General features: G+C 58.2%; 28 protein-coding genes and 1 tRNA gene. 15 read left to right on the top strand and 14 right to left on the bottom strand.

Annotated features, from left to right (window positions below; translation table 11 throughout):
• Positions 1-35: 35 nt before the first annotated feature.
• The 3 genes from NVV93_RS14635 to NVV93_RS14625 form a co-directional block, all read right to left on the bottom strand.
• The gene (locus NVV93_RS14635; RefSeq protein WP_258251360.1) at positions 36-407 is read right to left on the bottom strand and encodes a DNA polymerase III subunit chi; all 372 of its coding nucleotides are present in this window, start codon (positions 405-407) and stop codon (positions 36-38) included.
• Positions 408-415: 8 nt separating this feature from the next.
• Complete coding sequence (locus NVV93_RS14630; RefSeq protein ID WP_258251359.1) at positions 416-835, bottom strand: DNA polymerase III subunit chi; 420 nt, start codon at positions 833-835, stop codon at positions 416-418.
• Between the two features lie 74 nt (positions 836-909).
• Positions 910-2397 (bottom strand): leucyl aminopeptidase, encoded by a 1488-nt coding sequence (locus tag NVV93_RS14625; protein WP_258251358.1) that lies wholly within the window; start codon positions 2395-2397, stop codon positions 910-912.
• 136 nt (positions 2398-2533) lie between these two features.
• Here NVV93_RS14625 and lptF point away from each other — a divergent pair, with 136 nt between their 5' ends.
• Together lptF and lptG are read left to right on the top strand one after the other, a co-directional pair.
• Positions 2534-3655 (top strand): LPS export ABC transporter permease LptF, encoded by a 1122-nt coding sequence (gene lptF / locus NVV93_RS14620; RefSeq protein WP_258254383.1) that lies wholly within the window; start codon positions 2534-2536, stop codon positions 3653-3655.
• The gene (gene lptG / locus NVV93_RS14615) at positions 3648-4709 is read left to right on the top strand and encodes an LPS export ABC transporter permease LptG (RefSeq protein WP_258251357.1); all 1062 of its coding nucleotides are present in this window, start codon (positions 3648-3650) and stop codon (positions 4707-4709) included. Before lptF ends, lptG begins: the two co-directional genes overlap by 8 nt.
• Before the next feature lie 41 nt (positions 4710-4750).
• Here the strand turns inward: lptG and NVV93_RS14610 are convergent, their stop codons facing one another.
• From NVV93_RS14610 to NVV93_RS14565, 10 genes are all read right to left on the bottom strand, one after another.
• Positions 4751-5245, bottom strand: coding sequence for an RDD family protein (locus NVV93_RS14610; protein ID WP_258251356.1), 495 nt, complete (start codon positions 5243-5245; stop codon positions 4751-4753).
• Between the two features lie 86 nt (positions 5246-5331).
• Positions 5332-5544, bottom strand: a complete 213-nt coding sequence (locus NVV93_RS14605; RefSeq protein WP_003459665.1) for a cold-shock protein — start codon at positions 5542-5544, stop codon at positions 5332-5334.
• Positions 5545-6138: 594 nt separating this feature from the next.
• The gene (locus tag NVV93_RS14600; protein ID WP_258251355.1) at positions 6139-6759 is read right to left on the bottom strand and encodes a hypothetical protein; all 621 of its coding nucleotides are present in this window, start codon (positions 6757-6759) and stop codon (positions 6139-6141) included.
• A gap of 72 nt (positions 6760-6831) precedes the next feature.
• Positions 6832-7377, bottom strand: coding sequence for a hypothetical protein (locus NVV93_RS14595; protein WP_258251354.1), 546 nt, complete (start codon positions 7375-7377; stop codon positions 6832-6834).
• A complete protein-coding gene (locus NVV93_RS14590; RefSeq protein ID WP_258251353.1) occupies positions 7374-8960 on the bottom strand; it encodes a hypothetical protein in 1587 nt (528 codons plus the stop codon). The genes NVV93_RS14595 and NVV93_RS14590 overlap by 4 nt, the downstream gene beginning before the upstream one ends.
• Before the next feature lie 35 nt (positions 8961-8995).
• A complete protein-coding gene (locus NVV93_RS14585; protein WP_258254382.1) occupies positions 8996-9838 on the bottom strand; it encodes a toprim domain-containing protein in 843 nt (280 codons plus the stop codon).
• Positions 9839-9942: 104 nt separating this feature from the next.
• Entirely contained in the window at positions 9943-10188 is a 246-nt protein-coding gene (locus NVV93_RS14580) for an AlpA family transcriptional regulator (protein ID WP_258251352.1), read from the bottom strand.
• A 77-nt stretch (positions 10189-10265) separates the two neighbouring features.
• Positions 10266-10988, bottom strand: coding sequence for a hypothetical protein (locus tag NVV93_RS14575; RefSeq protein WP_258251351.1), 723 nt, complete (start codon positions 10986-10988; stop codon positions 10266-10268).
• Positions 10985-12217 carry a tyrosine-type recombinase/integrase gene (locus NVV93_RS14570; protein WP_258251350.1) on the bottom strand — a complete coding sequence of 411 codons (1233 nt, stop codon included), beginning with the start codon at positions 12215-12217 and terminating at the stop codon, positions 10985-10987. The genes NVV93_RS14575 and NVV93_RS14570 overlap by 4 nt, the downstream gene beginning before the upstream one ends.
• A gap of 164 nt (positions 12218-12381) precedes the next feature.
• Positions 12382-12466 (bottom strand) — tRNA-Leu (locus NVV93_RS14565).
• Between the two features lie 109 nt (positions 12467-12575).
• On the opposite strand from NVV93_RS14565, the gene queA reads away from it, so the two are divergent.
• The 6 genes from queA (at position 12576) to NVV93_RS14535 (ending at position 18653) form a co-directional block, all read left to right on the top strand.
• A complete protein-coding gene (queA, locus tag NVV93_RS14560) occupies positions 12576-13625 on the top strand; it encodes a tRNA preQ1(34) S-adenosylmethionine ribosyltransferase-isomerase QueA (protein ID WP_258254381.1) in 1050 nt (349 codons plus the stop codon).
• Between the two features lie 14 nt (positions 13626-13639).
• Positions 13640-14755: a tRNA guanosine(34) transglycosylase Tgt gene (gene tgt / locus NVV93_RS14555; protein ID WP_258251349.1), complete on the top strand. Its 1116-nt coding sequence runs from the start codon at positions 13640-13642 to the stop codon at positions 14753-14755.
• A gap of 39 nt (positions 14756-14794) precedes the next feature.
• Positions 14795-15124, top strand: coding sequence for a preprotein translocase subunit YajC (yajC, locus tag NVV93_RS14550; RefSeq protein ID WP_258251348.1), 330 nt, complete (start codon positions 14795-14797; stop codon positions 15122-15124).
• Positions 15125-15187: 63 nt separating this feature from the next.
• Positions 15188-17056, top strand: a complete 1869-nt coding sequence (gene secD / locus NVV93_RS14545; RefSeq protein ID WP_258251347.1) for a protein translocase subunit SecD — start codon at positions 15188-15190, stop codon at positions 17054-17056.
• A gap of 12 nt (positions 17057-17068) precedes the next feature.
• The gene (gene secF, locus NVV93_RS14540) at positions 17069-17980 is read left to right on the top strand and encodes a protein translocase subunit SecF (RefSeq protein WP_258251346.1); all 912 of its coding nucleotides are present in this window, start codon (positions 17069-17071) and stop codon (positions 17978-17980) included.
• A 121-nt stretch (positions 17981-18101) separates the two neighbouring features.
• Positions 18102-18653: a glycine zipper 2TM domain-containing protein gene (locus NVV93_RS14535; protein WP_258251345.1), complete on the top strand. Its 552-nt coding sequence runs from the start codon at positions 18102-18104 to the stop codon at positions 18651-18653.
• Between the two features lie 52 nt (positions 18654-18705).
• On the opposite strand, the gene suhB is transcribed toward NVV93_RS14535, so the two are convergent.
• The gene (suhB, locus tag NVV93_RS14530; protein WP_258251344.1) at positions 18706-19521 is read right to left on the bottom strand and encodes an inositol-phosphate phosphatase; all 816 of its coding nucleotides are present in this window, start codon (positions 19519-19521) and stop codon (positions 18706-18708) included.
• Between the two features lie 145 nt (positions 19522-19666).
• Between suhB and trmJ the strand changes: the two genes are divergently transcribed.
• The 7 genes from trmJ (at position 19667) to hscB (ending at position 24399) form a co-directional block, all read left to right on the top strand.
• Positions 19667-20446, top strand: a complete 780-nt coding sequence (trmJ, locus tag NVV93_RS14525; protein WP_258251343.1) for a tRNA (cytosine(32)/uridine(32)-2'-O)-methyltransferase TrmJ — start codon at positions 19667-19669, stop codon at positions 20444-20446.
• A complete protein-coding gene (cysE, locus tag NVV93_RS14520) occupies positions 20439-21215 on the top strand; it encodes a serine O-acetyltransferase (RefSeq protein ID WP_258251342.1) in 777 nt (258 codons plus the stop codon). The genes trmJ and cysE overlap by 8 nt, the downstream gene beginning before the upstream one ends.
• Positions 21216-21353: 138 nt before the next feature.
• Positions 21354-21845: a Fe-S cluster assembly transcriptional regulator IscR gene (iscR, locus tag NVV93_RS14515; protein ID WP_258251341.1), complete on the top strand. Its 492-nt coding sequence runs from the start codon at positions 21354-21356 to the stop codon at positions 21843-21845.
• Positions 21846-21874: 29 nt separating this feature from the next.
• Complete coding sequence (locus tag NVV93_RS14510; protein WP_258251340.1) at positions 21875-23089, top strand: IscS subfamily cysteine desulfurase; 1215 nt, start codon at positions 21875-21877, stop codon at positions 23087-23089.
• 46 nt (positions 23090-23135) lie between these two features.
• A complete protein-coding gene (gene iscU / locus NVV93_RS14505; RefSeq protein ID WP_258251339.1) occupies positions 23136-23522 on the top strand; it encodes a Fe-S cluster assembly scaffold IscU in 387 nt (128 codons plus the stop codon).
• A gap of 23 nt (positions 23523-23545) precedes the next feature.
• Positions 23546-23869 carry an iron-sulfur cluster assembly protein IscA gene (gene iscA / locus NVV93_RS14500; RefSeq protein ID WP_258251338.1) on the top strand — a complete coding sequence of 108 codons (324 nt, stop codon included), beginning with the start codon at positions 23546-23548 and terminating at the stop codon, positions 23867-23869.
• A gap of 8 nt (positions 23870-23877) precedes the next feature.
• Complete coding sequence (gene hscB, locus NVV93_RS14495) at positions 23878-24399, top strand: co-chaperone HscB (RefSeq protein ID WP_258251337.1); 522 nt, start codon at positions 23878-23880, stop codon at positions 24397-24399.
• Positions 24400-24404 lie beyond the last annotated feature (5 nt).

The following is a 24404-nucleotide window of genomic DNA, read 5'->3' as shown; positions in this document are numbered from 1 at the left end:
GCGGGCCTGCACTTACTCGCGGTTACCGCTCGGTGTCAGGGTTTGCGCTGGCTGAGCAGGCGCTCGAGGCGGACTTCGAGGCGGCGTTTGAGTTCGGCTTCGATCTGCGGCACGAAATCGTCGATCACGTCCTGGAGCAGAAGCTGGGCGGCGGCCCGTAATTCATCGTCAAGACGCTTGAGCTCGCTGCCGGAGGGTTTGGCGCTGGGCTGCTGGCTCGATGGCGTGGCCGGCGCGACACGTTCGGGAGTGGGCGCAGCGACGATTTCGGATAGCACGGGAATGCCATCGGCGTCGACTGTTTCGGTCAGCAACGGCGGTTCCACGCCCTCGTCGAGCAGTTGCCGGATCGACTCGAGATCATCGAGCAGATGGGTGGTTTTTTGCGGCGGTTTTGGAGTGTCCATGACGGGATTTACAGTTCTACACGCTTGGGATCATAGCCGCGCTGACGGTAGAGGCGGAAATTCTCCCGGCAGGCGGTCAGCAAATCCGCTTGTTGATTGACGATTTCGATCACCCGGCTGAAGTATTCGAGGTGTGGCGAGATAGTCGTCTGCAGGTTGATCAGCAGGCCATTGCGGCTCGCTGGCGGCTCATCCAGACCCAGGACAACCGGCGCTTGGGGATCATCGGCATGCAGGTTGTGCGGCACGAAGGTTTCCGCCTTGAAACGCCACAGCAATTCGTCCAGCTCAAGGCTTTGCGCCTCGTCCTGACAGCGTATGAAGACTGGCAAACCATGGCGCCAGGCTTTCATGGCCAACTGACAGGCCGCCCGCAGACGGTCTGCGGGGCTGGCTGAGGAGAGGACGTAAAACTCGATTCGAAGCATTCACAGTGCTCTGTAGGAGCGGCCCGAAGGCCGCGAAAAGCGCGGTCGCGGCCAGGAGCCGCCCCTACGAGATTTTAAACCTTGGCGCGATCCAGCAGGTATTGGGTCAGCAGCGGTACCGGTCGGCCGGTAGCACCTTTGTCCTTGCCACCGCTGATCCAGGCGGTACCGGCGATGTCCAGGTGCGCCCAGTGGTACTTTTTGGCGAAGCGCGACAGGAAGCAACCAGCGGTGATGGTGCCGGCTTTCGGTCCGCCAATATTGGCGATGTCGGCGAACGGGCTATCCAGCTGTTCCTGATATTCATCGAATAGCGGCAACTGCCAGGCACGGTCGTCGGCGTGTTCGCCAGCCTTGAGCAGCTGCCGGACCAGCGCATCGTTGTTGCCCATCAAGCCCGAGGTGTTGCTGCCCAGGGCGACGATACAGGCGCCGGTGAGGGTGGCGATGTCGATCACCGCTTGGGGGTTGAAACGTTCGGCGTAGGTCAGGGTGTCGCACAGCACCAGACGACCTTCGGCGTCGGTGTTGAGGATCTCCACGGTCTGTCCGCTCATGGTCGTGACGATATCGCCCGGCCGGGTGGCGCCGCCGCTGGGCATGTTCTCGGCGCAGGCGAGCAGGCATACCAGGTTGATCGGCAGCTGCAGTTCGAGCACGGCGCGCAGGGTCCCGAGGACGCTGGCGGCGCCGCACATGTCGTACTTCATCTCGTCCATACCGAGGCCGGGCTTGAGGCTGATGCCGCCCGTATCGAAGGTGATGCCCTTGCCAACCAGGGCGAAGGGTTTGTCATCCTTGGCACCACCGGTGTATTGCAGGACGATCATCCGCGGCGGCTGGTCGCTGCCTTGGGCGACGGCGAGGAATGCCCCGGCGCCAAGTGCGGCGAGCTTTTTCTCGTCCAGGATTTCGACTTTGAGATTCTTGTGAGCCTTGCCCAGCGCCTTGGCTTCCTCGGCGAGGAAGCTCGGTTGGCAGATATTCGGTGGCAGGTTGCCGAGGTCACGGGTGAAGGCCATGCCGCTGGCGATCGCCTGGGCATGCAGGCTGCCGCGCTCGACGTCGGCCAGCTGTGCCTTGTCGGCGATCAGGGTGATTTTCTTCAGTGCGCGCGGCTCGGCTTTCTGGCTCTTGAAACGGTCGAATACATAGCCGCCATCGGCCAGCGTTTCCACCAACAGGCGGGCTTTGCCGTAAGCATCGCGCCCTTTGACCGTTAGTTCACCAAGTGCCACGACTGCATCGCTGCCGCCCAGCCCTTTCAGGTTGGCGAGCACCGCCGCAACCAATTTGCGGTACTGGCGGTCGGATAACTCGCCCTTACCGCTACCGACTAGCAGGACGCGCTCGGCCTTGAGGTTGGGCAGGCTATGCAGCAACAGGGTTTGGCCCACCTTGCCGGCCAAGTCGCCGCGCTTGAGTAAGGCGCTGATCGCGCCGGCGCTGGCGGTGTCGACAGCCTTGGCAAGCTCGCCGAGCTTGCGGCCTTCGCCAATCGCAATCACCAGCGTGGCGGTTTTCAGGGTTTCCGGACGAACGCTTTTGACGAGGAATTCCATGAGCTGTGTCCCCAAGACAACGAGTCGGTATTGCAGGATAATGCCGGGCATTTCGTGGTCCGCTACAGGCGGGCCGGCAACAAGCGGCTAGTTTGAGCGTAGCCGCTTGAGCCTGACAACCCTGGAGCGTCTTGGTTTGATTGTCTTCCGTTATCTGTCCCGAGAACTGCTGATCACTCTGAGCGCAGTCAGCGCCGTGCTCCTGGTTATCATCATGAGCGGGCGTTTCATCAAATATCTGGCCCAAGCAGCCTCGGGTGCGCTCGATCCGGGCGTGCTGTTCATGATCATGGGTTTCCGCATTCCCGGCTTCCTGCAGTTGATCCTGCCGCTGGGTCTGTTCCTCGGCATTTTGCTGGCGTACGGGCGTTTGTATCTCGATAGCGAAATGACCGTACTGTCGGCTACTGGCATGAGCCAACAACGTTTGCTCGGCTATACGTTGGTGCCGGCGACTTTGGTGGCGCTGCTGGTGGCCTGGCTGAGCATGGGGCTGGCGCCGCAAGGCGTGGCGCAGGTGGCACGCATCCTCAACGAGCAGGACGCGTTGACCGAATTCGATACCTTGGTGCCGGGTCGCTTTCAATCGATGAAGAACGGCTCCCGCGTCACTTATGTACAAGACATGAGCAAGGATAGTAGCGAGCTCGGCGGGATTTTCATCTCCGACAAACGCCTCTCGCGCGACGGTGACAAGGAGCGCGGTATCACCGTGCTGATTGCCGAAAAAGGTCGCCAGGAAGTGCACGCAGATGGTTCCCGTTACCTGATTCTCGACAATGGTTTCCGCTACGACGGCAATCCGGGCAAAGCTGATTACCGTGCGATCCAATACGACACCTACGGCATTCTGTTGCAGCGTCCGGAAGTGAGCGGTGAAATCAGCGAGCGCGAGGCGATTCCCACCAGCGAATTATTGGGTAGCGACGATCCTCGCCATGAAGCCGAATTGCAGTGGCGCTTATCCATCCCGCTGCTGGTGTTCGTGGTGACGCTGTTGGCGGTACCGCTGGCGCGCGTCAATCCGCGCCAAGGTCGCTTCCTCAAGCTATTGCCGGCAATCCTTCTGTATATGGCCTATTTGTCGCTGCTGATTGCGGTGCGTGGCGCGCTGGATAAAGGCAAGCTGCCATTGACCTTTGGTTTGTGGTGGGTGCACGCGATCTTCTTTGTGATTGGCCTGGGGCTGCTGTATTGGGAGCCGTTACGTCTGAAGTGGGCTGCCCGTCGAGCAGTGCAGGAGGTGGCCCATGGTTAAGCTGGATCGTTATATCGGCAGTAGCGTCTTCGTATCGATTCTTGGCGTGCTCGGCGTAATCGTCGGGTTGGCGCTGTTGTTTGCATTCATCGACGAGATGGGTGATGTCGAGGGCGGCTACGGGTTGCTCGATGCCGCCTGGTATGTGGTGCTGACCACGCCGCGGCGCGTGTACGACATGCTGCCAATGGCCGCCTTGATCGGCTGCTTGATCGGCTTGGGTAATCTGGCTAGCAACAGCGAATTGACCATCATGCGCGCTGCCGGCGTTTCAGTTGGTCGCATTGTTTGGGCGGTGATGAAGCCCATGCTGGTGCTGATGATGGTCGGCATTCTGATCGGCGAATACCTCGCGCCGTGGAGCGAAAATCTGGCGCAGGCCAGTCGCTCGATGGCTCAGGGCGGTGGTGAAGCGCAGAGTGCCAAGCGTGGTGTGTGGCACCGCCAGGGCAATGAGTTCGTGCATATCAATGCCGTGCAACCGAATGGATTGCTCTACGGCGTGACCCGCTACCAGTTCGACGAGCAGCGGCATTTGCAGTCGGCCAGTTTCGCCAAACGCGCCCAGTATCAGGGCGATCATTGGCAGCTCAATGAGGTGTCCACCACGCATTTTCGTGAAAGTAGCACTGAAGTGGTCAACCTTCCTGAGGAACGTTGGGATGTACAGCTGACGCCCCAGTTGCTGGGCACGGTTGTGCTCGAGCCTGAAGCGCTTTCGGTTACTGGATTGTGGCGCTACATCCAGTACCTAGCTGAGCAGGGTCTGAACAACGGCCGCTACTGGCTGGCGTTCTGGGGCAAGCTGCTGCAGCCCTTGGTGACGGCGGCGCTAGTGCTGATGGCGATTTCGTTCATCTTCGGTCCACTGCGCTCGGTGACCTTGGGTCAGCGGGTGTTCACCGGTGTGTTAGTCGGCTTCGTGTTCCGTATCGCTCAGGATCTGCTCGGCCCATCGAGCTTGGTGTTCGGCTTTTCGCCCTTGTTGGCGGTGCTAATCCCGAGTGGTATCTGCGCCTTGGCGGGGATATGGATGCTACGAAGAGCGGGTTGAGCGCGCGATAAAATGAAAAAGCCGGCTATAAGCCGGCTTTTTCATTTCTTGTGAGCACTCTTGGGTAGCTGGACGACGATCGAGTCTGAATAAATGTCGTGCCAGCTGCGTTTCTGCTTATCCCAAAGAATCCAGAGAAACCCCAAACCAACACAAAGCCACGACAGTATGGCAAGCAAGAAGCGCAGAAGGGCTTGCCAGAGATCAATTGCTGAGCCGTCGAGGTTTTGGATGCGAACTCCCCACACCTGCATGCCCAGCGTCTGGCCATTGTAAGTCCAGAACTTGGCGAAGAAGGCGAACAGGCAGAGAACCAGGATGGTGGCCAATAGCGGGTCGTGATCCAGCGCGCCGGAGTCGCTCAGTTCGCGCAAGCGGGCTTCGCCGTAGATGGCGATCTGCACCATCTTATAAATCAGGGTGACCACCATCAGCAGGGCAATGCTCAACAGTGCATCGTAAAACATCGCCGCTAGGCGGCGGGGTAGGCCCGCGCGGGGAAATTCACCTTGCGGGCGTAGCAAATGCTTGGGCATGCGGTGTGTTGTTCCTGGTGACAAAGTTGAGGGCATAAAAAAGCCCCTGATGTCGCCATCAGGGGCTTCTATCGGCGCAGCGGCGATTAGCCCAGGACTTGAACCTGGTCGGCCTGCATGCCTTTTTGACCTTGTACTGCGACGAAGCTGACTTTTTGGCCTTCTTTCAGGCTCTTGAAGCCGTTGCCTTCGATCGCACGGAAGTGGACGAACAGATCCGGACCGCTTTCAGGAGTGATGAAACCAAAACCTTTCTCGTCGTTAAACCACTTGACGGTACCGTTCTGACGATTCGACATATCTTATTTCCTTGGAACTAGAGTTGATGACAGTCTCTTAATATAGAAGAGAACTGGACTGGTTGCAGAGAGTAAGAGGCGTCGAGCGGGATGTAGCAAATCTATCGATCTGCTGCACCAGGTCACGATTCAAAGCGACCCCATGCAAACACAGCGGGGAAACTCTACGTCAAGAGTAAGAATGAATTCAACCCCTGAGGGTGGCACCTGACCACTGGATAAAGGCCGTGCCGGTAGGGTTGAAGTAAGGCGAGATGATCTTTAAAACTAGATAGCCTGCCATTGCGACAGTCTCAAAAATGGTGCCGGGGGAGACGCTAACTTTCCAGTAAATACGGGGCTTGTATCGTCGTTGTTATGGTTGGCATACAAGCTGGCATACACGGCGCCGGCTGCTGGGGTGTTTTTGCATGATTTCCGAGCGGAGCATAACCGTCTTGGCGTGCTGAATATCAACATTTCTCAGCAGCCAATGCTCCCAGCGCGTCCCTTTTTAGGGATCAAAGAAACTCGATTACATGAGGTTGTTTCGCAAACGGGGGAGCAAGGGGCACGGCGGTCTGAATCTTAGGTTTTGTTAGGTTCCGGCATGGGTCAAAGACGATCAACAGAAGCGGCGTAAATGCCCATACCTCGCTCGATACTGGCGAGCATAGCGGCGGCATCCTCCAGGGCACGGGCGTCTACCTGCTTAAGCTGCTCAATCTTCCGCTCGAACGTCCGCCAGTGCATACCCTTCGGCTTGGGAATGAACTCGGCGGGGGTGAACAGAAATCCCTCATCGCAGCCCAGGGCATCGCGCAGCTTGAATGACTGGTCAGACGCCCGGTCGCGTTTGTTCGCTTGCTGGCTCGCATAGTTCAGGCGCCAGCAGTGACGGCAGGCGAACTCGCTGCCGCCGTAGAGCTTCGCCACTCGACGGCCACAGGATGGGCACAGGAACCACGGGCGCTCCCCTCCAAGGTGGCAAGGCGTCCAAGTGATCGGCACGGGGTAATCCCTCGGTTCTGGCTTGCCTCTCACCTTTGCCTGATAGCGCAGACGTATGCAGGTCGGGCTTTCCGTGCGAATGCCGATTGACGCCACCACGACGCCACGGCGTTTCCACTCCAACGAACAGGAATAGCCCGACAACAGAGCGCCGCGACGATGAAGCCACCGAACGTCTAAGGCGCGGTAATCCTCGGTCGCGTCTTTTTCCTTCGCTCTGCTCATTTCAGGAACCTAAATCAATTGGGAATTTGGGGGTAATGCGTAACTGGTGCGAACCGCGAACCATCACGCGAATCATTGAAGGCCCGCGCTCAGATACCGGGCGCGCAGCTCTGCCCCTGTTACACAGTAACGCCCCGTAGGCGCATGGCAGTGCGGGCAGTTGCCTAGCGCGTGGGCGTGGAAGGCATCACGGGCGGCGATCCACTCCGGCGATGCGGTGGCCGCTGTGCGGTGGGCGTACTGCGGCTGGTGCTGCTCTAGGTGCTCCAGGTGATCGGTCTGCGGTATCCATGCCGGGTTACTGCGAATCAGGTTGGCCGTGAATCGCGGGTGCGTCCGGTGTTGTTCCTCCAGGTCGTGACGGTCGATAAAGCCGCGCTCTCGAAGGTAGGCCGGCGAGCATCCCAGCAGGCGAGCGACACGCCCCAACCAGGCCAGCGCCTCGGGTGAATCGTTCGCCGGGGTTAGTGCTTCGATGATCTCCAGACGATGCGCCTTGATCTCGGCGAGCAGGTCGGCGGGCGGTTGGTGGTCTGCCTTCCAGGTCAGCCTGTCGCCTTCCAACACCAGCGACACGCCTTCGGCCTCGGCGATCTCCAACACTTCGGCGGCGCTCATATGTCACCTCCGAAAAGCGCGGGCGCGGGGGATAGCTCCTGACCCAATGTCCTGCATGTCCTAATGTCCTGCTGGTTGACTGTTTTTTGATCGTTTACCAGGACATTAGGACTTTCAGGACATTGCTTCGGGAGTTTTCTTTTTACTGTCCACTTCACGGCGCCGCCGACTTTGCCCAGACATTTGCAGTCGATACTCATCTGACGAAGTGCGGGCGCTGCACGGCGCAAGGCATCGCCCAGCCCCTTTGGTGACTTCGGCCAGGAATCGCAGCCGGTCGGTCGGTACTGCTCCAGGGTCAGAAGGATTTCTTTTGCCGGCGCGGCCACGCCTTCCGGGCGCGCTTCGATCAGCTCCACCACGGCAGCGGCTACCGGACTGGCATCGATGGTGCGCGCCAGACTCTCCTGCCTGCTGGCGTTGAACTCCTTCATGAAGTCATCCGGCTTTTTCTCGACGGCCTTGGCGACCGCCATTCCTAGTAGTGCGAACTCGACAAGGCGCGGACGATCATCAGCAGGCAGGCTCATGCTCGGCAGGACGGCCAGCGCCCGTGCGGCGATATCCAGCAGCGCCCCCAGCAGACTAGCGCGCCTTTCTTCGTACTCGCTCCACAGACCCGCTACCTCCCGGCGCTCGACGATAACCGGCGTCTCGACGGTGATGGCGCGGTCTACAAGGTCTTGCGCGGTGACGGCGGCGGCGATGCCGTTGAGGATGATCGGGCGCTTGACGCTGATAACGCTCTCTTCGCTGTCGCTGTACAACTTGCGCTTGGCGAATCCGCCTCCCGTGGCTAGCACGCACAAAGCGTCCTGCATCTGTCCCGGCAGGTGCGAAATGTTCTCGTAGCTCACCAATGCGCAGGCTCCGGCTGAGACGAAAACATCCTCGACCGACTTGGGCGCACCGCGTAGGTCGCAAGCGTTTGGATCGATCAGCCGGCGTAGTGCCGTTTGCGTCGTGCTCTTGGCGCTGCCCTGTTCGCCCAGCAACTCGAGCACGGGGTAAGGCGTATCAGGGCGCAGGCATTCGATTAGCCAGGCCAACACCAACAGGCGGCAGTTTTCGGGGACGTTGGCGACCTCCCACAGCGCGTCAATGCTCCCGCCGTGGATCGGCACGGGTAGCGGTTGCATGGTTTCGGGGCGCACGAAGGCGACCTCTGGAGCCTCGACGATCTCCCAGCGACCGGGCTGCAAGCGGATGGCACTGCTACTGCCAGGTACGGCCAGATCTAGCCAGTAATCGCCGGCAGCACCAGCGAAACGCAGATTAACTTGGCGCTGCTCGCCATCGAATCGACCGATGCCGGCCAGGGTGCCCAGCGCCTCGCGAGCCGACTGGTCACGCGCCGACTTGCCAGTGTCCTTGTAGAAGCCGGCCAGCAGGCAGTCACGGAACTGGCGGGATGCCAGGTTGCGCACCTCGCCAGTTTTGCGGTCGCTGGTGTAAACGTCCTTGTTCTCGTCGTGGAATAGCTCGAAACGCTGCTCGACGAACTTGACCAGTTGTGACGCCTGGCTCTGCTTATCGTCCGCCTCCCGGTCTTCGACTTCTTGGCGATCTTCGGCTTCCGGCATGACGGGATCGGGGATCAATTGGAACTCGGCAACAGTCATTGGCGGCCCTCCATCCATTGGCGCAGGTCATTGAAGTCGCTCAACTCCAGCGGCGCGTCATCCGGCCACTGCGGCAGCACCAGCCCGCAACCGAGCGCGGCGGCGGCTTTGATGGCGGAAGTACGCCCAGGGTTGCCCTCGGTCTGGCGGTCGTCATCACCCGCAAAGATCGGCACGGCCTCGGGATAGCGGTGGCGCAGCTTCAGGCCGACCAGCAGCAGGTTGCCGGCATTCATCGCGCAGGCGACCGGGTGGCCGGTGCTTTCGTGGATCGTTGCCCCAGTCGCCCAGCCTTCGCAGGCGTACCAAGGTTGACCGTCCTTGATGCTGCCCAGCGGCGAATAACAGCCCTTCATCATGCCGCCATACAGAAAGCGCTTTTGCCCATCCGGGCCGATGCGTTGCAGGTTCACCAACTGGCCGGCGTGGTACAGCGGCACCAGCAGCACATCACCCAACTGGCGCAGGGCGTGCGGTCGGCAGCCCTTGGCGATCAGGTAGGGGTGATCGGGATCGGCGCGGCGAGCATCACGCCAGAGTCGATTGCCCTTCTCGGCGGCTTGTTGCTGGAGCTGGTGCCGCTCAGCTTCCCGCTGGCGCCTGGCCTGCTCGATACGCTGGGCGATTAATTGCGCCTCCAGTGGATCGGCAGGCTTGCGACTGCTCCAGGTGTGCGAGCTACCCGCCTTCCAGCTACCGAAACAACCGGAGGCGATGCCATTGGCAAACAGCAGATACCAACCGTTTAGTGTGCCGGCCTTGTCGTCAGGGACGTGGAAGCGGCGGATGGTGCCGTCTGCAATCGGCACAAAATCCAGCTTGCCGAGCGTCGCCGTCATGGTCTGGAGAAATTCAAACTCGGGGCGGGAGGTGTTATGGTGTAACGGCTGATTGTTGTTTCGACTGAGCCCGGTTGCCGCCGGGCTTTTTCGTGTCTGGGTCATCATGCCGCCCCCCTCGCGTCCAGTTTGGATTGCAGCCATGCAGCGATCTCGCTGGCGACGAAGAACGCACGGGCCGAGCGTGCATCACCGTCTTTAACCGGCTTGGGAAAGGTGGGATCGCTGGTCATCAGCTTGTAGACGCCAGAGCGCGATTTGCGCAGCAGGCTACAAACGTCGCCGAAGGTCAGCAGTTGCGACAGGCCGGATGCCTGGCGCTGAGGGTCTTGCAGTTGGATAGGTTTCAATGGGATGCACTCCGTTGTGTTGGGGTGCTCACATTTTTTCCGACTTATCCAAACTGGTCAGGGACAAAGAACTTGCTCTATTTGTCCCCAGGTCTGCGCCAGCCTTTAAGCGAGAAACGGGATTTCTCAATGCTCCGCTGGGTCGCTTTCTTCAGGCTATCAGCAGGGTCGGAGCGCCAGCTGGCAGGCACAAGGTCTGGCCGCTGCTCAATCGCCTGAGCCATAGCCTTGTTCCAAGAAAGCTTGCCGGCCTTTACCTGAATCGCTACAGCCAGCTCATAAAGCTCATGGCCAAGCTCAGGGTCGGGTTGCTTCCATGATTTATTGGCTGGAGCCATTCCTTCCGAGAACTTTTCGACCAAGAAAGGCATGAACTCGGGATGAAAGAGGACTTCCGGGAGGTCGTTCTTTACATCATCAAAATCCACTAATCCCGCCTCGATTAGCTTGCGTGTCCTGCGGGATACCAAGTCATTGCTAGCAACCACGAACAGGACAAGCATGTTCGAAGCCTCAATGCTGTCCTTCGGCTCAAGCTCTTGCCGGCTCAAGATTGTATTGCGGTAGCGGCTGAACCAGCGGGGGACGAACAGAATCGTCTGCCATAGACCATCTTTATCATCCACGGCGAGGCTGAAGCCGTCGTCAAGCAGCCGAACCTCGTGAACTTGAATTGGGTCTGCCAGTTGTTCGCAGGTAACTCCAAGCAGAGCACTCGCAACCTGCCATGGCACGTCTTCCTGTAGTTGTTCACCATTGGGCAGCAAAAACGTGATGCCGCGCTTTTGCTCTGTGCTCATGCCCGCCTGATCTCCACCACGTTGCCGGCTGCCAGTTTGTCGAGGTGGTCGGCATACCATTGCATCATGGTCGTGCGCTGCTCTAGGTACTGGGCTTTGTTGTAGATGCCGGCTATGCCTTCTTCCTTGTGAGCCAGTTGCGCCTCGATGTGGTCTTTCTGCCAGCCGTTTTCGCGTAGCAGGGTGCTGGCCGTGTGGCGGGTGCCATGCCCGACCAAGCGGCCTTTGTAGCCGATACCGGCGAACACCTTATTGATGGTGTTTTCGCTGATCGTCGGGTTCTTTGGCCCGACGCCGGGGAACAGCCAGCGGCTACGGCCAGTCACCCTATGCAGTTCGCGCAGGGCATCGAGTGCCTGGCGGGGGAGCGGTGCCACATGATCCCGACGCATCTTCATCTTGTCGGCTGGGGTCGTCCAGGTGGCTGCGGTGAAGTCGATTTCCGACCATTCAGCCAGGCGAACCATGCCGGGCCGGGATGCCGTCCAGATGCAAAGCCAGGCGGCGGTCTTGGCCGGCAGGCGGCTGGTGGTGGTTTTCAGAGCACGGATGAACTCCGGCAGCTCGGGCTCCAATAGATGAGGGTGCTGCTGGGTCTTGGGGGTGGGGGCGGCTATATCGCGCAACCTACTGGCCGGGTCATTCTCCGTCAGCCCCAGGCCGATAGCCCGGCCAAATATCTGATTGACCCAGGTGCGGCACTTCTCGGCAACGTTATGGGCGTTGCGCGCTTCGAGTGAGGCTTGCAGGGCGGCGCAGTCGGTGCGGGTGATTTCGTCCAACTGCTTGTCACCCAGGGCGGGAAGTATGTCCTTATCCAGATAGGTGCGGATCTTGCTCAAGGTGGAGTCGGCTAGCCCTTTATCTACTTTGGCCTTGAGCCAGCCATCAGCCGCGACGCGGAATGTTCGGGTCTTGGCTATTTCAGTGGCAGCCTTATCGGCGCGCTTTTGCTCAAGGGGATCAATACCCCTGCTGAGTTGATCGCGATTCTCTCTGGCTTTCTTGCGCGCCAGTTCACCGCCAACCTCTGGATAGCCGCCAATACCTAGCCAAGACCATTTGCCGGTGGTTGCCTTAAAGCGCAGCTCCCAGGACTTAGCCCCGTTGGGCTTGACTCGGAAATACAGCCCTTCGCCGTCAGGCTCGCGATATACCTTGGCATCAGGCTCAAGACTTGCCAGAACGGTGTCTGCCAAGGGGCGACGTTTGATCTCTGAACGCTTCATCTGTGTATGCCAAAGTTATGAGCTTTAAGAAGCATACAAGCTGGCATACACGGAGACAACGGATATACGGGGGCATGCAGGAATATGCAGGCACAAAAAAACCGGCTCAATGGCCGGTTTATCTGGGTTTCCACTGCATGTGTGTGCATGCGTGAATATGTAATTGGTGCCCCGGGGGAGACTCGAACTCCCACTCCTTTCGAAAACGGATTTTGAATCCGCCGCGTCTACCGATTCCGCCACCGGGGCACAGACGGCGCGCAGTATAGGGATAGCCTACGCAGTGGTCAATCGGCTTGCGTGGTCAAATTTGCCTATTTCCGCTAAACTTCGCCGCCCTGCGAAACGACCCTTCATCATGCGTGTTGCTGACTTCAATTTCGAGCTGCCAGAGGCGCTAATCGCTCGGCATCCCCTGGCGGAGCGCCGGGCTAGCCGCTTGCTGGTACTCGACGGCGAAAGCGGTGAATTGCGCCATCGCCAATTTACCGACTTACTCGACTACCTAAATCCTGGTGACCTGATGGTGTTCAATGACACTCGGGTCATCCCTGCGAGACTATTTGGCCACAAGGAGTCCGGCGGCAAGCTTGAGATACTGGTCGAGCGGGTTCTCGATACTCACCGGGTCTTGGCTCATGTGCGAGCCAGTAAGGCGCCGAAGCCGGGCTCGCTGATCAAACTTGATGGTGGTGGTTCGGCAGCGATGCTGGCGCGCCATGAGGCTTTGTTCGAGCTGCGCTTTTCCGAGGAAGTGTTGCCGCTTCTCGAGCGCGTCGGTCACATGCCGTTGCCTCCTTATATCGACCGGCCAGACGAAGCAGCTGATCGTGAGCGCTATCAGACCGTCTATGCCGAGCGTGCGGGCGCGGTTGCTGCGCCAACTGCAGGTCTGCATTTCGATCAGGATTTGCTCGAGTCGATTCGCGCAAAAGGCATTGCCACGGCATTTGTCACTCTACATGTAGGGGCGGGCACTTTTCAGCCGGTACGGGTCGAGCGTATCGAAGATCACCACATGCATCGGGAATGGCTGGAAGTTAGCCAGGATGTGGTCGATGCAGTTGCTGCTTGTCGCCAGCGTGGTGGTCGGGTCATCGCCGTCGGCACGACCAGCGTGCGCTCCCTGGAGAGCGCAGCGCGTGACGGGGTGCTTAAGGCGTTCAGTGGCGATACCGACATCTTCATTTATCCGGGTCGACCCTTTCATGTGGTCGATGCGCTGGTGACCAACTTCCATTTGCCGGAGTCCACGCTGCTGATGCTGGTATCCGCGTTTGCCGGTTATCCGCAAACCATGGCGGCTTACGCGGCCGCGGTGGCGGAGGGTTATCGCTTCTTTAGTTACGGTGATGCGATGTTCATCACCCGCAATCCCGCACCCTGTGGGCCAGAGGAACAAGCATGACTGGTAGCTGCCGTATGTCCTTCGAGCTGTTGGCGACCGATGGCAAGGCGCGCCGTGGACGACTGACCTTCCCGCGTGGCGTGGTAGAGACGCCGGCATTCATGCCGGTCGGCACCTATGGCACGGTCAAGGGCATGCTGCCGCGGGACATCGAGGCCATTGGTGCGCAGATCATTCTCGGCAATACCTTTCATTTGTGGCTGCGCCCCGGTACCGAGGTCATCAAGCGAATGGGTGATCTGCATGACTTCATGCAATGGCAGGGGCCGATCCTTACCGATTCCGGCGGTTTTCAGGTGTTCAGCCTGGGGGCGATGCGCAAGATCAAGGAGGAGGGCGTGACCTTTGCTTCGCCGGTTAACGGCAGCAAGGTGTTCATGGGGCCGGAAGAGTCGATGCAGGTGCAGCGCGATCTGGGCTCGGACATCGTGATGATTTTTGACGAGTGCACACCGTATCCGGCGGACGAACAAGTGGCGCGTACCTCCATGGAGCTGTCGCTGCGCTGGGCCAAGCGCTCGAAGATCGCCCACGGCGATAACACGGCGGCATTGTTTGGCATTGTGCAGGGTGGCATGCATGAGGATTTGCGCATGCGCTCGTTGGAAGGCTTGGATCAGATCGGGTTCGATGGATTGGCGATTGGTGGTTTGTCGGTCGGTGAGCCCAAAGAAGAAATGATCCGCGTCCTGGATTACCTGCCCGGGCAGATGCCAGTCGATAAGCCCCGCTATTTAATGGGGGTGGGCAAGCCTGAGGATCTGGTCGAAGGCGTGCGCCGCGGCGTCGATATGTTCGACTGTGTTATGCCTACTCGCAATGCCCGCAATGGTCATTTATTCACCGAGACAGGCGTATTGAAAATTCGTAATGCGGTGCACCGTCACGATGATTCGCCGCTAGATGCAAGTTGTGATTGTTATACCTGCAAACACTTCTCCAGAGCCTATCTACACCACCTGGACAAGTGCGGTGAAATGCTCAGTAGCATGTTGAATACCATCCATAATTTGCGACATTACCAACGCCTTATGGCTGGTTTGCGCGAGGCTATTCAACAGGGTACATTGGCCGCCTTTGTCGATGCCTTCTATACCCGGCGGGGTCTGCAAACACCGCCGCTGGCCTGATGAATCAAACTTTCCAAGACCTAATAACAGGAGTCCCCTATGAGCTTTTTGATTCCCGCAGCATTTGCTGATGCACCGGCCGCTGCCGCCCCCGCTGCCGGCTTCGAGTGGGTTTTCCTGGTCGGTTTCCTGGTGATTTTCTATCTGATGATCTGGCGTCCGCAGGCCAAGCGTGCCAAGGAGCATAAAAATCTTCTGGGCGGCCTGCAAAAAGGTGACGAAGTTGTGACCTCGGGTGGTATCGCCGGTAAGGTCAACAAGGTTTCCGATGACTTTGTAGTTATCGAGGTGTCCGACACCGTAGAACTGAAAATTCAGAAAGGCGCGATCGCTGCAACACTGCCGAAAGGCACGCTGAAAGCCATCTAACCCACACATTATTCCTAATCGACGGGGCGCTATAGGCGCCCCGCGTCATAAGCGGGCGGCGTCATGCTGAACAAATATCCCCTGTGGAAATACCTGTTGATCCTGGCAGTGCTGGTGATCGGCTTCGTTTATTCCGCACCCAACCTGTATCCCGATGATCCGGCTATTCAAATCAGCGGCGCCAGTACGGCGCTGAAGATCGAGCAGGCTGATCTCGAGCGCATCGGCAAGGCATTGGCTGAGGCCAATATCTCCGTCAAGGCAAGCAGCCTGAAGGCGGATGGCAAGGATGCATTGTTGCGTCTGGCAAAGCAGGAAGATCAGCTGCCGGCCAAAGAGGTCGCGCGCAAGGTTTTGGGTGACGATTATGTAGTTGCGCTGAACCTTGCGCCGACTACACCACAGTGGTTGCGCAGTCTGGCTGCGTCGCCGATGAAGCTTGGTTTGGACCTCTCCGGTGGTGTGCATTTCCTTCTCGAAGTGGATATGGAGAAGGCGCTCGACGCGCGCCGTAAGGTTTACGAGGGTGAGGTCAAGAGTGCGCTGCGTAAAGAGCGTGTGCGCTATCGCAGCTTGCCGCAGAGTGGCGGCGCGATTCAGCTGGGTTTTGCTGACGACGAGTCGTTGAGCAAGGCGCAGGATCTGATCCGCAAGGACTTCAAGGATTTCCAAGTTACGACTGTAGAGCGTAATGGTCTGCAGGTGCTGCGTCTGGAAATGACTCCCGCCAAGCTGGCTGAGATTCGTGAGTACTCGATCAAACAGAACTTGACCACCGTCCGTAACCGAGTCAACGAGCTGGGTGTGGCGGAGCCGCTGGTTCAGCGTCAAGGCGCCAACCGTATCGTCGTTGAGCTACCAGGCGTGCAAGACACCGCTGAGGCGAAGCGGATTCTTGGCAAGACCGCCAACCTCGAGTTCCGCCTTGCCGCTGACCAGGATGCGACCAAAGCAACGACCGAGTCTTTTGAGTTTCGTGAGTCGGGTCGTCCGCCGGTGCCGCTGGAGCGTGGTCTGATCATCACCGGTGACCAAGTCACCGATGCGCAGGCGAGCTTCGACGAAAATGGCCGTCCGCAGGTGAACATTCGTCTGGATGGTCATGGTGGTGAATTGATGAATCGCGCCACGCGGACCAATGTCGGGCGCAGCATGGCGGTGATTTTCATCGAGCAAAAACCGCTGACTCACTACGTCAAGAAGATGGTCGATGGCGTTGAAAAAGAAGTCGCAGTGCCGACGTTCAAAGAAGAGAAGAAGATCATCAGTCTGGCGACTATTCAGTCGCCGCTCGGTAGTCAGTTCCGCATCACTGGGTTGAATGGCCAGGGTGAATCGTCTGAGCTCGCTTTGCTGCTGCGGGCCGGTGGGCTGGCGGCGCCAATGTACTTCGCTGAAGAGCGGACTATTGGTCCGAGCCTGGGGGCCGACAACATCACCAAAGGTATCGATGCTTCGCTGTGGGGCATGCTCTTTGTCTCTCTGTTCATTCTGGCGATTTATCGTTTCTTTGGCGTGCTGGCAACTGTCGCGCTGGGGTTGAACATGGTGCTGCTGCTGGCGCTCATGTCCCTGTTAGGCGCGACACTGACGCTCCCGGGTATCGCCGGTATCGTGCTGACCATGGGTATGGCCGTGGACGCCAACGTGCTGATCTTCTCGCGTATTCGTGAAGAGATAGACAACGGCATGCCAGTTCAGCGAGCTATTCATGAAGGTTTCGATCGTGCTTTCACGGCAATTCTGGACGCCAACCTGACTACGCTATTGGTCGGCGGCATCCTCTTCGCTATGGGTACCGGGCCGGTCAAAGGCTTCGCGGTGACCATGTCGCTCGGCATTTTTACTTCGATGTTCACAGCCATCATGGTGACCCGCGGTATGGTCAACCTGATATTCGGTGGTCGTGACTTCAAGAAGTTGTGGATTTAAGGGGAAGCGGCGATGAAACGTACGATCAATTTTATGGGCGTGCGCAATGTTGCGTTCGCCGTCACGCTGTGTCTGACCCTGTTGGCTGTGTTCAGCTTGGTAACTAAGGGGTTGAACTTCGGTCTGGATTTCACCGGCGGTACGCTGATTGAGCTGACCTACGAACGCCCTGCCAATCTTGGCGAGGTGCGTGAGCAACTGGTCAAAGCGGGTTATTCGGAAGCCGTCGTGCAGAGTTTTGGTGCCACCACGGATCTGCTGGTGCGTATGCCGGGCGAGGATCCTAAGCTCGGGAGTCAGGTAGCCGAGGCCTTGCGGAAAGCTGCTTCGGACAACCCTGCACAGGTCAAACGTGTCGAGTTCGTTGGTCCGCAGGTGGGTGAGGAGCTACGCGACCAGGGTGGTCTGGGGATGCTGTTGGCGTTGGGCGGCATCATGTTGTATCTGGCCTTCCGCTTTCAGTGGAAGTTTGCAGTAGGTGCCATCGTTTCCTTGATACATGACGTGATAGTCGCGGTGGGGATCATTTCCTACTTCCAAATCACTTTCGATCTCACGGTATTGGCAGCGGTCTTGGCGATCATTGGTTACTCGCTCAATGACACCATCGTGGTTTTTGACCGCGTGCGGGAAAATTTCCGTGTACTGCGCAAGGCTAGTCTGATCGAAAACATCAATATTTCGACCACCCAGACCCTGCTACGGACCATGGCGACGTCGATCTCCACGCTGCTGGCCATTGTCGCTTTGCTGTTCTTCGGCGGAGATAACCTGTTTGGTTTTTCCATCACTCTGTTTATCGGTGTTTTGGCGGGTACCTATTCGTCAATCTACATCGCAAACGTGGTGCTGATCTGGCTGAATCTGCGCGTCGAAGACCTGATTCCACCTGCTGTGGCTGAAGAGGTCGACGAGCGTCCCTGATTGATTTCATATGCTTTGGTGGTTGGGTTTGACGGTGATAAAGGAACCAATTCACCGTCAAATGCTCCAAGGCTGGGAGTGAGCCATTTAGTGCTGGATATTCAAAAGCCAGGAGGTAGAAGTGAATAAGTCCATGCTCGTTGGTGCTGTGCTGGGAGCGGTAGGTGTTACTGCTGGCGGTGCTGTAGCCACCTACAGTTTGGTCAAGGGTGGGGATTCCGATTACGCCGAAGTGTTGGCTGTAGAGCCCGTTAAGGAAACCATCAAGACTCCTCGGCAGGTCTGCAAGGAGGTCGCCGTTACCCGGCAGCGTCCCGTCCAGGATCAGCATCAAATCGCCGGTACCGTCTTGGGTGCGGTTGCGGGTGGTCTGTTAGGTAATCAAGTCGGCGGCGGTACTGGGAAGAAAATTGCAACGGTCGCCGGGGCAGTGGGTGGTGGTTATGCCGGGAACAAAGTGCAAGAAGGCATGCAAAACCGCGACACCTACTCCACTACTGAAACTCGTTGCCATACCGTTACCGATACCAGCGATAAAATATCGGCCTATGACGTGAAATACGAATTGGATGGCAAGGTTGGTCAGGTGCGCATGGATCACGATCCGGGCCGCCAGATCCCAGTCGCCAATGGGCAGTTGGTGCTAGTGCAGCCCCAATCGACCTCGCAATAAATTCACGCCATAAAAAACGCCCTACGGGGCGTTTTTTTATGCGCAATGAAACTCAGCGTTTCATTGAGGGTGCGAGGTGCGGCTGGATGGCGGTGAGGACGGCTTTGAAGCATTTGGTGTTGCCGGCAACGATGTGTCCTTTTTCAAGGAATTCATGACCGCCAGTGAAGTCGCTGACTAGGCCGCCCGCCTCTTGAATCAGCAGAGCGCCTGCGGCTATATCCCACTCGGACAAGCCGAACTCCCAGTAAGCGTCGAAGCGACCAGCCGCCACATAGGCGAGATCGAGGCTGGCCGAGCCGGCGCGACGAATGCCGGCGGTCTGACCTACTAGACTGCGGAACATGCCGAGGTAGTTGTCGAGATTTTCGAGTTGGGTGTCGCGAAACGGAAAGCCAGTGGCAACCAGCGCGCCATCGAGGCTTTTGCGGGGGCTAACGCGCAGGCGTCGACCGTTAAGTGCAGCGCCACGGCCACGACTAGCGGTGAACTCTTCCTGGCGAACTGGATCGAGTATTACGGCGTGCTCGAGGCGCCCGCGGTACTTGCAGGCAATGCTCACCGCGAAGTGCGGGATGCCATGGATGAAGTTTGTGGTGCCATCCAGCGGATCAATGATCCACAAATAATCGGCGCCTTCACCGCTACCTTCGATAAGGCCGCCTTCTTCGCCCAGAAAGCCATGATTCGGGTAGGCCTTGCGCAGCGCATAAATAATGCTCTGCTCGGCGGCGCGATCGACTTCTGTGACGTAATCCTTGGCTTCTTTCTCGTTTACCGAGATGGTATCCAGGCGCTCAATGGAGCGGAAAATCAGTTCTGCGGCGCTGCGGGCTGCGCGCAGCGCGATATTCAGCATGGGCTGCATGGAGTGTCTCACCTGGGTCGTTAAAGAAAGCCGAACATTCTAACAGAAAAGCCCAGACTAAGAAGGATTGCCTGTTCCTTGCGTGGTATTCGTCAGGACGCTTCTGTAAGCTTTTCTGCCCTTGGTTGTCTGGTAGGTGCTCGCGGTGCTGCAAAATATTCGCGTGGTTTTGGTGAATACCAGTCATCCCGGCAATATCGGCGCTGCCGCGCGTGCGATGAAGAACATGGGCTTAATGCGCCTGGTGCTGGTTGATCCGGTCGATTTTCCCAGTGAGGAGGCGTCTGCGCGGGCGTCTGGCGCTGACGACATCCTGGCTTCTGCCTTGGTGGTTTCAAGTCTGGAGGAGGCGCTAGCGGGTTGCGAGTTGGTCCTGGGCACTAGTGCGCGTGAGCGGCATATTCCCTGGCCTTTGCTGGATCCGCGAGAAAGTGGCGCGAGCGTGGTGGAGCGGGCTGTTCAAGGTGCGCAGGTGGCTTTGGTGTTCGGGCGCGAGTATGCCGGTCTTACCAATGACGAGTTGCAGCGTTGCCACTTCCACGTTCACATTCCTTCTGATCCACAGTTCAGTTCCCTGAACTTGGCTGCTGCTGTCCAAGTGCTCACCTATGAGGTGCGCATGGCGTGGCTCGCTACGCAGGGGCAGCCGACCAAGATGACCAGGCAAGAGGTTGGCGAGGAGCCTGATGAGCAAGTGGCTACGGCGGATGAGCTCGAGATGTTCTACGGCCATCTCGAGCGTACTTTGGTGGATATCGGCTTTCTCGATCCTGAGCGTCCGCGCCATTTAATGCCGCGCTTACGACGTCTTTATGGTCGTAGCGCTATCAGCAAGCTGGAAATGAACATCCTGCGCGGTATTTTGACCGAAACGCAGGCAACGGCTCGCGGGCTACCCCACAAGTGGAGGAAGGATGATGTTTGAGCGTGTGCGGGAAGATGTTCAAAGCGTGTTTCATCGCGATCCGGCTGCGCGCAATACCCTTGAAGTGCTGACTTGCTATCCCGGGCTGCATGCGGTCTGGCTGCATCGGCTCGCGCATGGGTTGTGGGTGATGGGGTGGAAGTGGTTTGCGCGGCTGGTATCCAATTTTGGTCGCTGGTTGACTGGGATTGAAATTCATCCGGGTGCAAAAATCGGGCAGCGATTCTTCATCGATCACGGGATGGGCATCGTCATTGGTGAAACCGCTGAGATCGGTAACGACGTAACGCTCTATCAAGGTGTGACCTTGGGGGGGACGAGTTGGAACAAAGGGAAGCGCCATCCCACATTGGAAGATGGCGTGGTGGTCGGGGCTGGGGCCAAGGTGCTTGGGCCGTTCACTGTGGGTGTGGGGGCTAAGATTGGCTCGAACGCGGTGGTGACCAAGGAGGTACCTGCTGGCGCCACCGTTGTCGGCATTCCGGGGCGCATCATCGTAAAGTCCGATGATGCGCTGGAAGCCAAGCGTCAGGCTATTGCCGAAAAATTTGGCTTCGATGCCTATGGCATGAGTCAAGACATGCCTGATCCGGTGGCTCGGGCGATTGGCCAGCTGCTCGATCATGTGCAGGCAGTGGATGATCGCCTTGAGGGTATGTGCGCAGCCCTCAAGGCGCTGGGTAGTGACTATTGTGGCAAGGACTTGCCCGCGTTGCGGGATGAGGACTTTGCCGGCGTGAAGGATGCGGGTGATAAGCCCGCCGCATGATTCGCGTAGGGCGCGCATTCTGGTATGCTGCGCGCCCTTTTCTGTGGCTAATCCCGAGTAAGGTTCTAGGTCTAATAGTTGACTTAAACACTCGGGTATAGCATACTCGCGCCAAACCAGCACCCTGCGGTAGAAGCCATGCGATTGACCACCAAAGGCCGGTATGCCGTAACCGCCATGCTTGATTTGGCGTTGCATGCTCAGCGTGGACCGGTATCTCTGGCCGACATTTCTGAGCGCCAAGGCATCTCTTTGTCCTATTTGGAACAACTGTTCGCCAAGCTGCGGCGTGGCGATCTGGTTTCCAGTGTGCGCGGTCCGGGTGGTGGCTATCAGCTATCCCGTGATATGGCAGTCATTCAGGTGGCCGAAGTCATTGACGCTGTTAATGAGTCCGTAGATGCCACGCGTTGTCAGGGCATGGGCGATTGCCATGCCGGAGATACCTGTCTGACTCACCATCTGTGGTGCGATCTGAGTCAGCAGATCCATGAGTTTCTTAGCGGTATTAGCCTGGCCGATCTCGTGACTCGCCGTGAGGTTCAGGAGGTCGCCCAGCGCCAGGATCAGCGTCACTGCACTAGCCGAACGCCGCACCTGGATAAGATTGAAGCGTCCACCGTCGATTGAGTGGGGCGCCTGCCCGATAGGAGAAATCAATGAAATTGCCGATTTATCTCGATTATTCCGCGACGACGCCGCTCGATCCGCGCGTTGCGCAGAAAATGAGCGAGTGCCTTCTGGTTGATGGCAACTTCGGTAACCCGGCTTCGCGCTCCCACGTATTTGGCTGGAAAGCCGAGGAGGCAGTGGAGAATGCTCGTCGTCAAGTGGCTGAACTGGTAAATGCCGACCCGCGTGAAATCGTTTGGACTTCGGGTGCCACCGAGTCAGACAACCTCGCGCTGAAAGGGGTGGCGCACTTTTATTCGGGTAAGGGCAAGCATCTGGTCACCTCCAAGATCGAGCACAAGGCGGTGCTCGATACCGCGCGTCAACTTGAGCGCGAAGGGTTTGAGGTGACTTATCTGGAGCCCGGCGAAGATGGCCTGGTCACTCCTGGTATGGTCGAGGCAGCCTTGCGTGAAGACACTATTTTGGTGTCGATCATGCACGTCAACAACGAGATCGGCACCATCAACGATATCGCCGCTATCGGCGAGCTGACTCGTTCCCGTGGCGTGCTGTTCCATGTAGACGCTGCGCAGTCCACCGGCAAAGTTGAAATCGATCTGGCCAATCTCAAGGTCGATCTGATGTCCTTCTCAGCACATAAAACCTATGGCCCGAAAGGCGTCGGCGCGCTGTATGTAAGCCGTAAGCCTCGCGTGCGCCTGGAAGCCCAGACCCACGGTGGCGGGCATGAGCGCGGTATGCGCTCTGGCACTTTGGCGACCCATCAAATCGTTGGCATGGGTGAAGCCTTCCGCATCGCCAAAGAAGAAATGGCCCAGGAGCGCGAGCGCATTAGTGCCTTGAGCGAGCGTTTCTTCAAGCAAGTCGAGGATCTTGAGGAGTTGTATGTGAATGGCAGCGTCACTGCCCGCGTACCACACAACCTCAATCTGAGCTTCAACTATGTCGAAGGCGAGTCGCTGATCATGGCGCTCAAGGATCTGGCGGTATCGTCGGGCTCGGCCTGTACGTCGGCGTCGTTAGAACCTTCCTACGTACTGCGTGCGCTGGGTCGCAACGACGAACTGGCGCACAGCTCGATTCGTTTCACCTTCGGGCGTTTCACTACCGAAGAAGAGGTCGACTATGCCGCGCAGAAGGTTCGCGAGGCGGTCACCAAGCTACGCGAACTGTCGCCGCTGTGGGACATGTTCAAAGAGGGTGTCGACATTTCTAAAGTCGAATGGCAGGCGCACTAAGTAGTCGCCGTTCAGAGCGACCCCTGATGAAAGAGGAATAATCACCATGGCATACAGCGAAAAGGTCATCGACCATTACGAGAATCCGCGCAACGTCGGCAAGATGAATGCTGAGGACCCTAATGTGGGGACCGGCATGGTCGGCGCTCCGGCGTGCGGTGACGTGATGCGTCTGCAAATCAAGGTCAACGAACAAGGCGTCATCGAAGATGCCAAATTCAAGACCTACGGCTGTGGCTCCGCCATTGCTTCCAGCTCCCTTGCCACCGAGTGGATGAAGGGCAAGACCCTGGATGAAGCGGAAACCATCAAAAACACCCAGTTGGCTGAAGAACTGGCTCTGCCGCCAGTAAAAATCCACTGCTCGGTGCTTGCCGAGGACGCCATCAAGGCGGCCGTGCGCGACTACAAGCAGAAGAAAGGCCTGCTCTAAGCTGCAACGTGTAAGGAGTTCCGATGGCTATCAGCATGACCGAAGCTGCTGCCCAGCACGTACGCCGCTCCCTCGACGGGCGCGGCAAGGGTGAGGGTATTCGTTTGGGGGTTCGGACTACCGGCTGCTCGGGCCTAGCCTATGTGCTTGAGTTCGTCGACGATCTGGCTGGCGAAGATCAGGTGTTCGAGAGTCACGGGGTGAAGGTGATCATCGATCCGAAAAGCCTGGCTTATCTCGATGGCACCGAGCTGGACTTCGTGAAGGAAGGCTTGAACGAGGGTTTCAAGTTCAATAATCCCAACGTGCGTGGCGAGTGCGGTTGCGGCGAGAGCTTCAACGTCTGAGGCGTGTTGTGGGTACTCCCTGTCATTTTGCCCTGTTCGATCTGCAACCATGTTTCCGTCTGGATCTGGAGCAATTGGCTGTTCGCTACCGCGAGCTGGCCCGTAGCGTACATCCCGATCGGTTCGCTGATGCGGGAGTGCGCGAACAGCGCCTTGCGCTTGAGCGCTCTGCCAGTCTCAACGATGCCTATCAGACCCTCAAAAGCGCGACGTTGCGCGCGCGCTATCTATTGACCCTGAGCGGTTCCGAGTTGCCCTTGGAGGCGACCGTTCAGGATGGGCAGTTCTTGCTGCAGCAGATGCAGTGGCGCGAAGAGCTCGAAGAGCTCCAGGACAATGCCGATCTAGACGGTATCGCCAGCTTCAAGCGGCGCTTGAAAAAGGCTCAGGAAGAGCTGAATGACAGTTTTGCTGCCTGTTGGGATGATTCGCAGCGTCGTGAGGAGGCTGAACGCCTGATGCGGCGCATGCAGTTTCTCGACAAGCTTTCCTACGAAGTGCGCCAGCTGGAAGAGCGCCTCGACGACTAACCTTG

This window comes from Pseudomonas sp. LS44, assembly GCF_024730785.1.
In the GTDB taxonomy this organism is placed as follows: domain Bacteria; phylum Pseudomonadota; class Gammaproteobacteria; order Pseudomonadales; family Pseudomonadaceae; genus Aquipseudomonas.
Note: the sequence above shows the minus strand (reverse complement) of the source record. Positions and strands in the feature narration are given on the sequence as shown.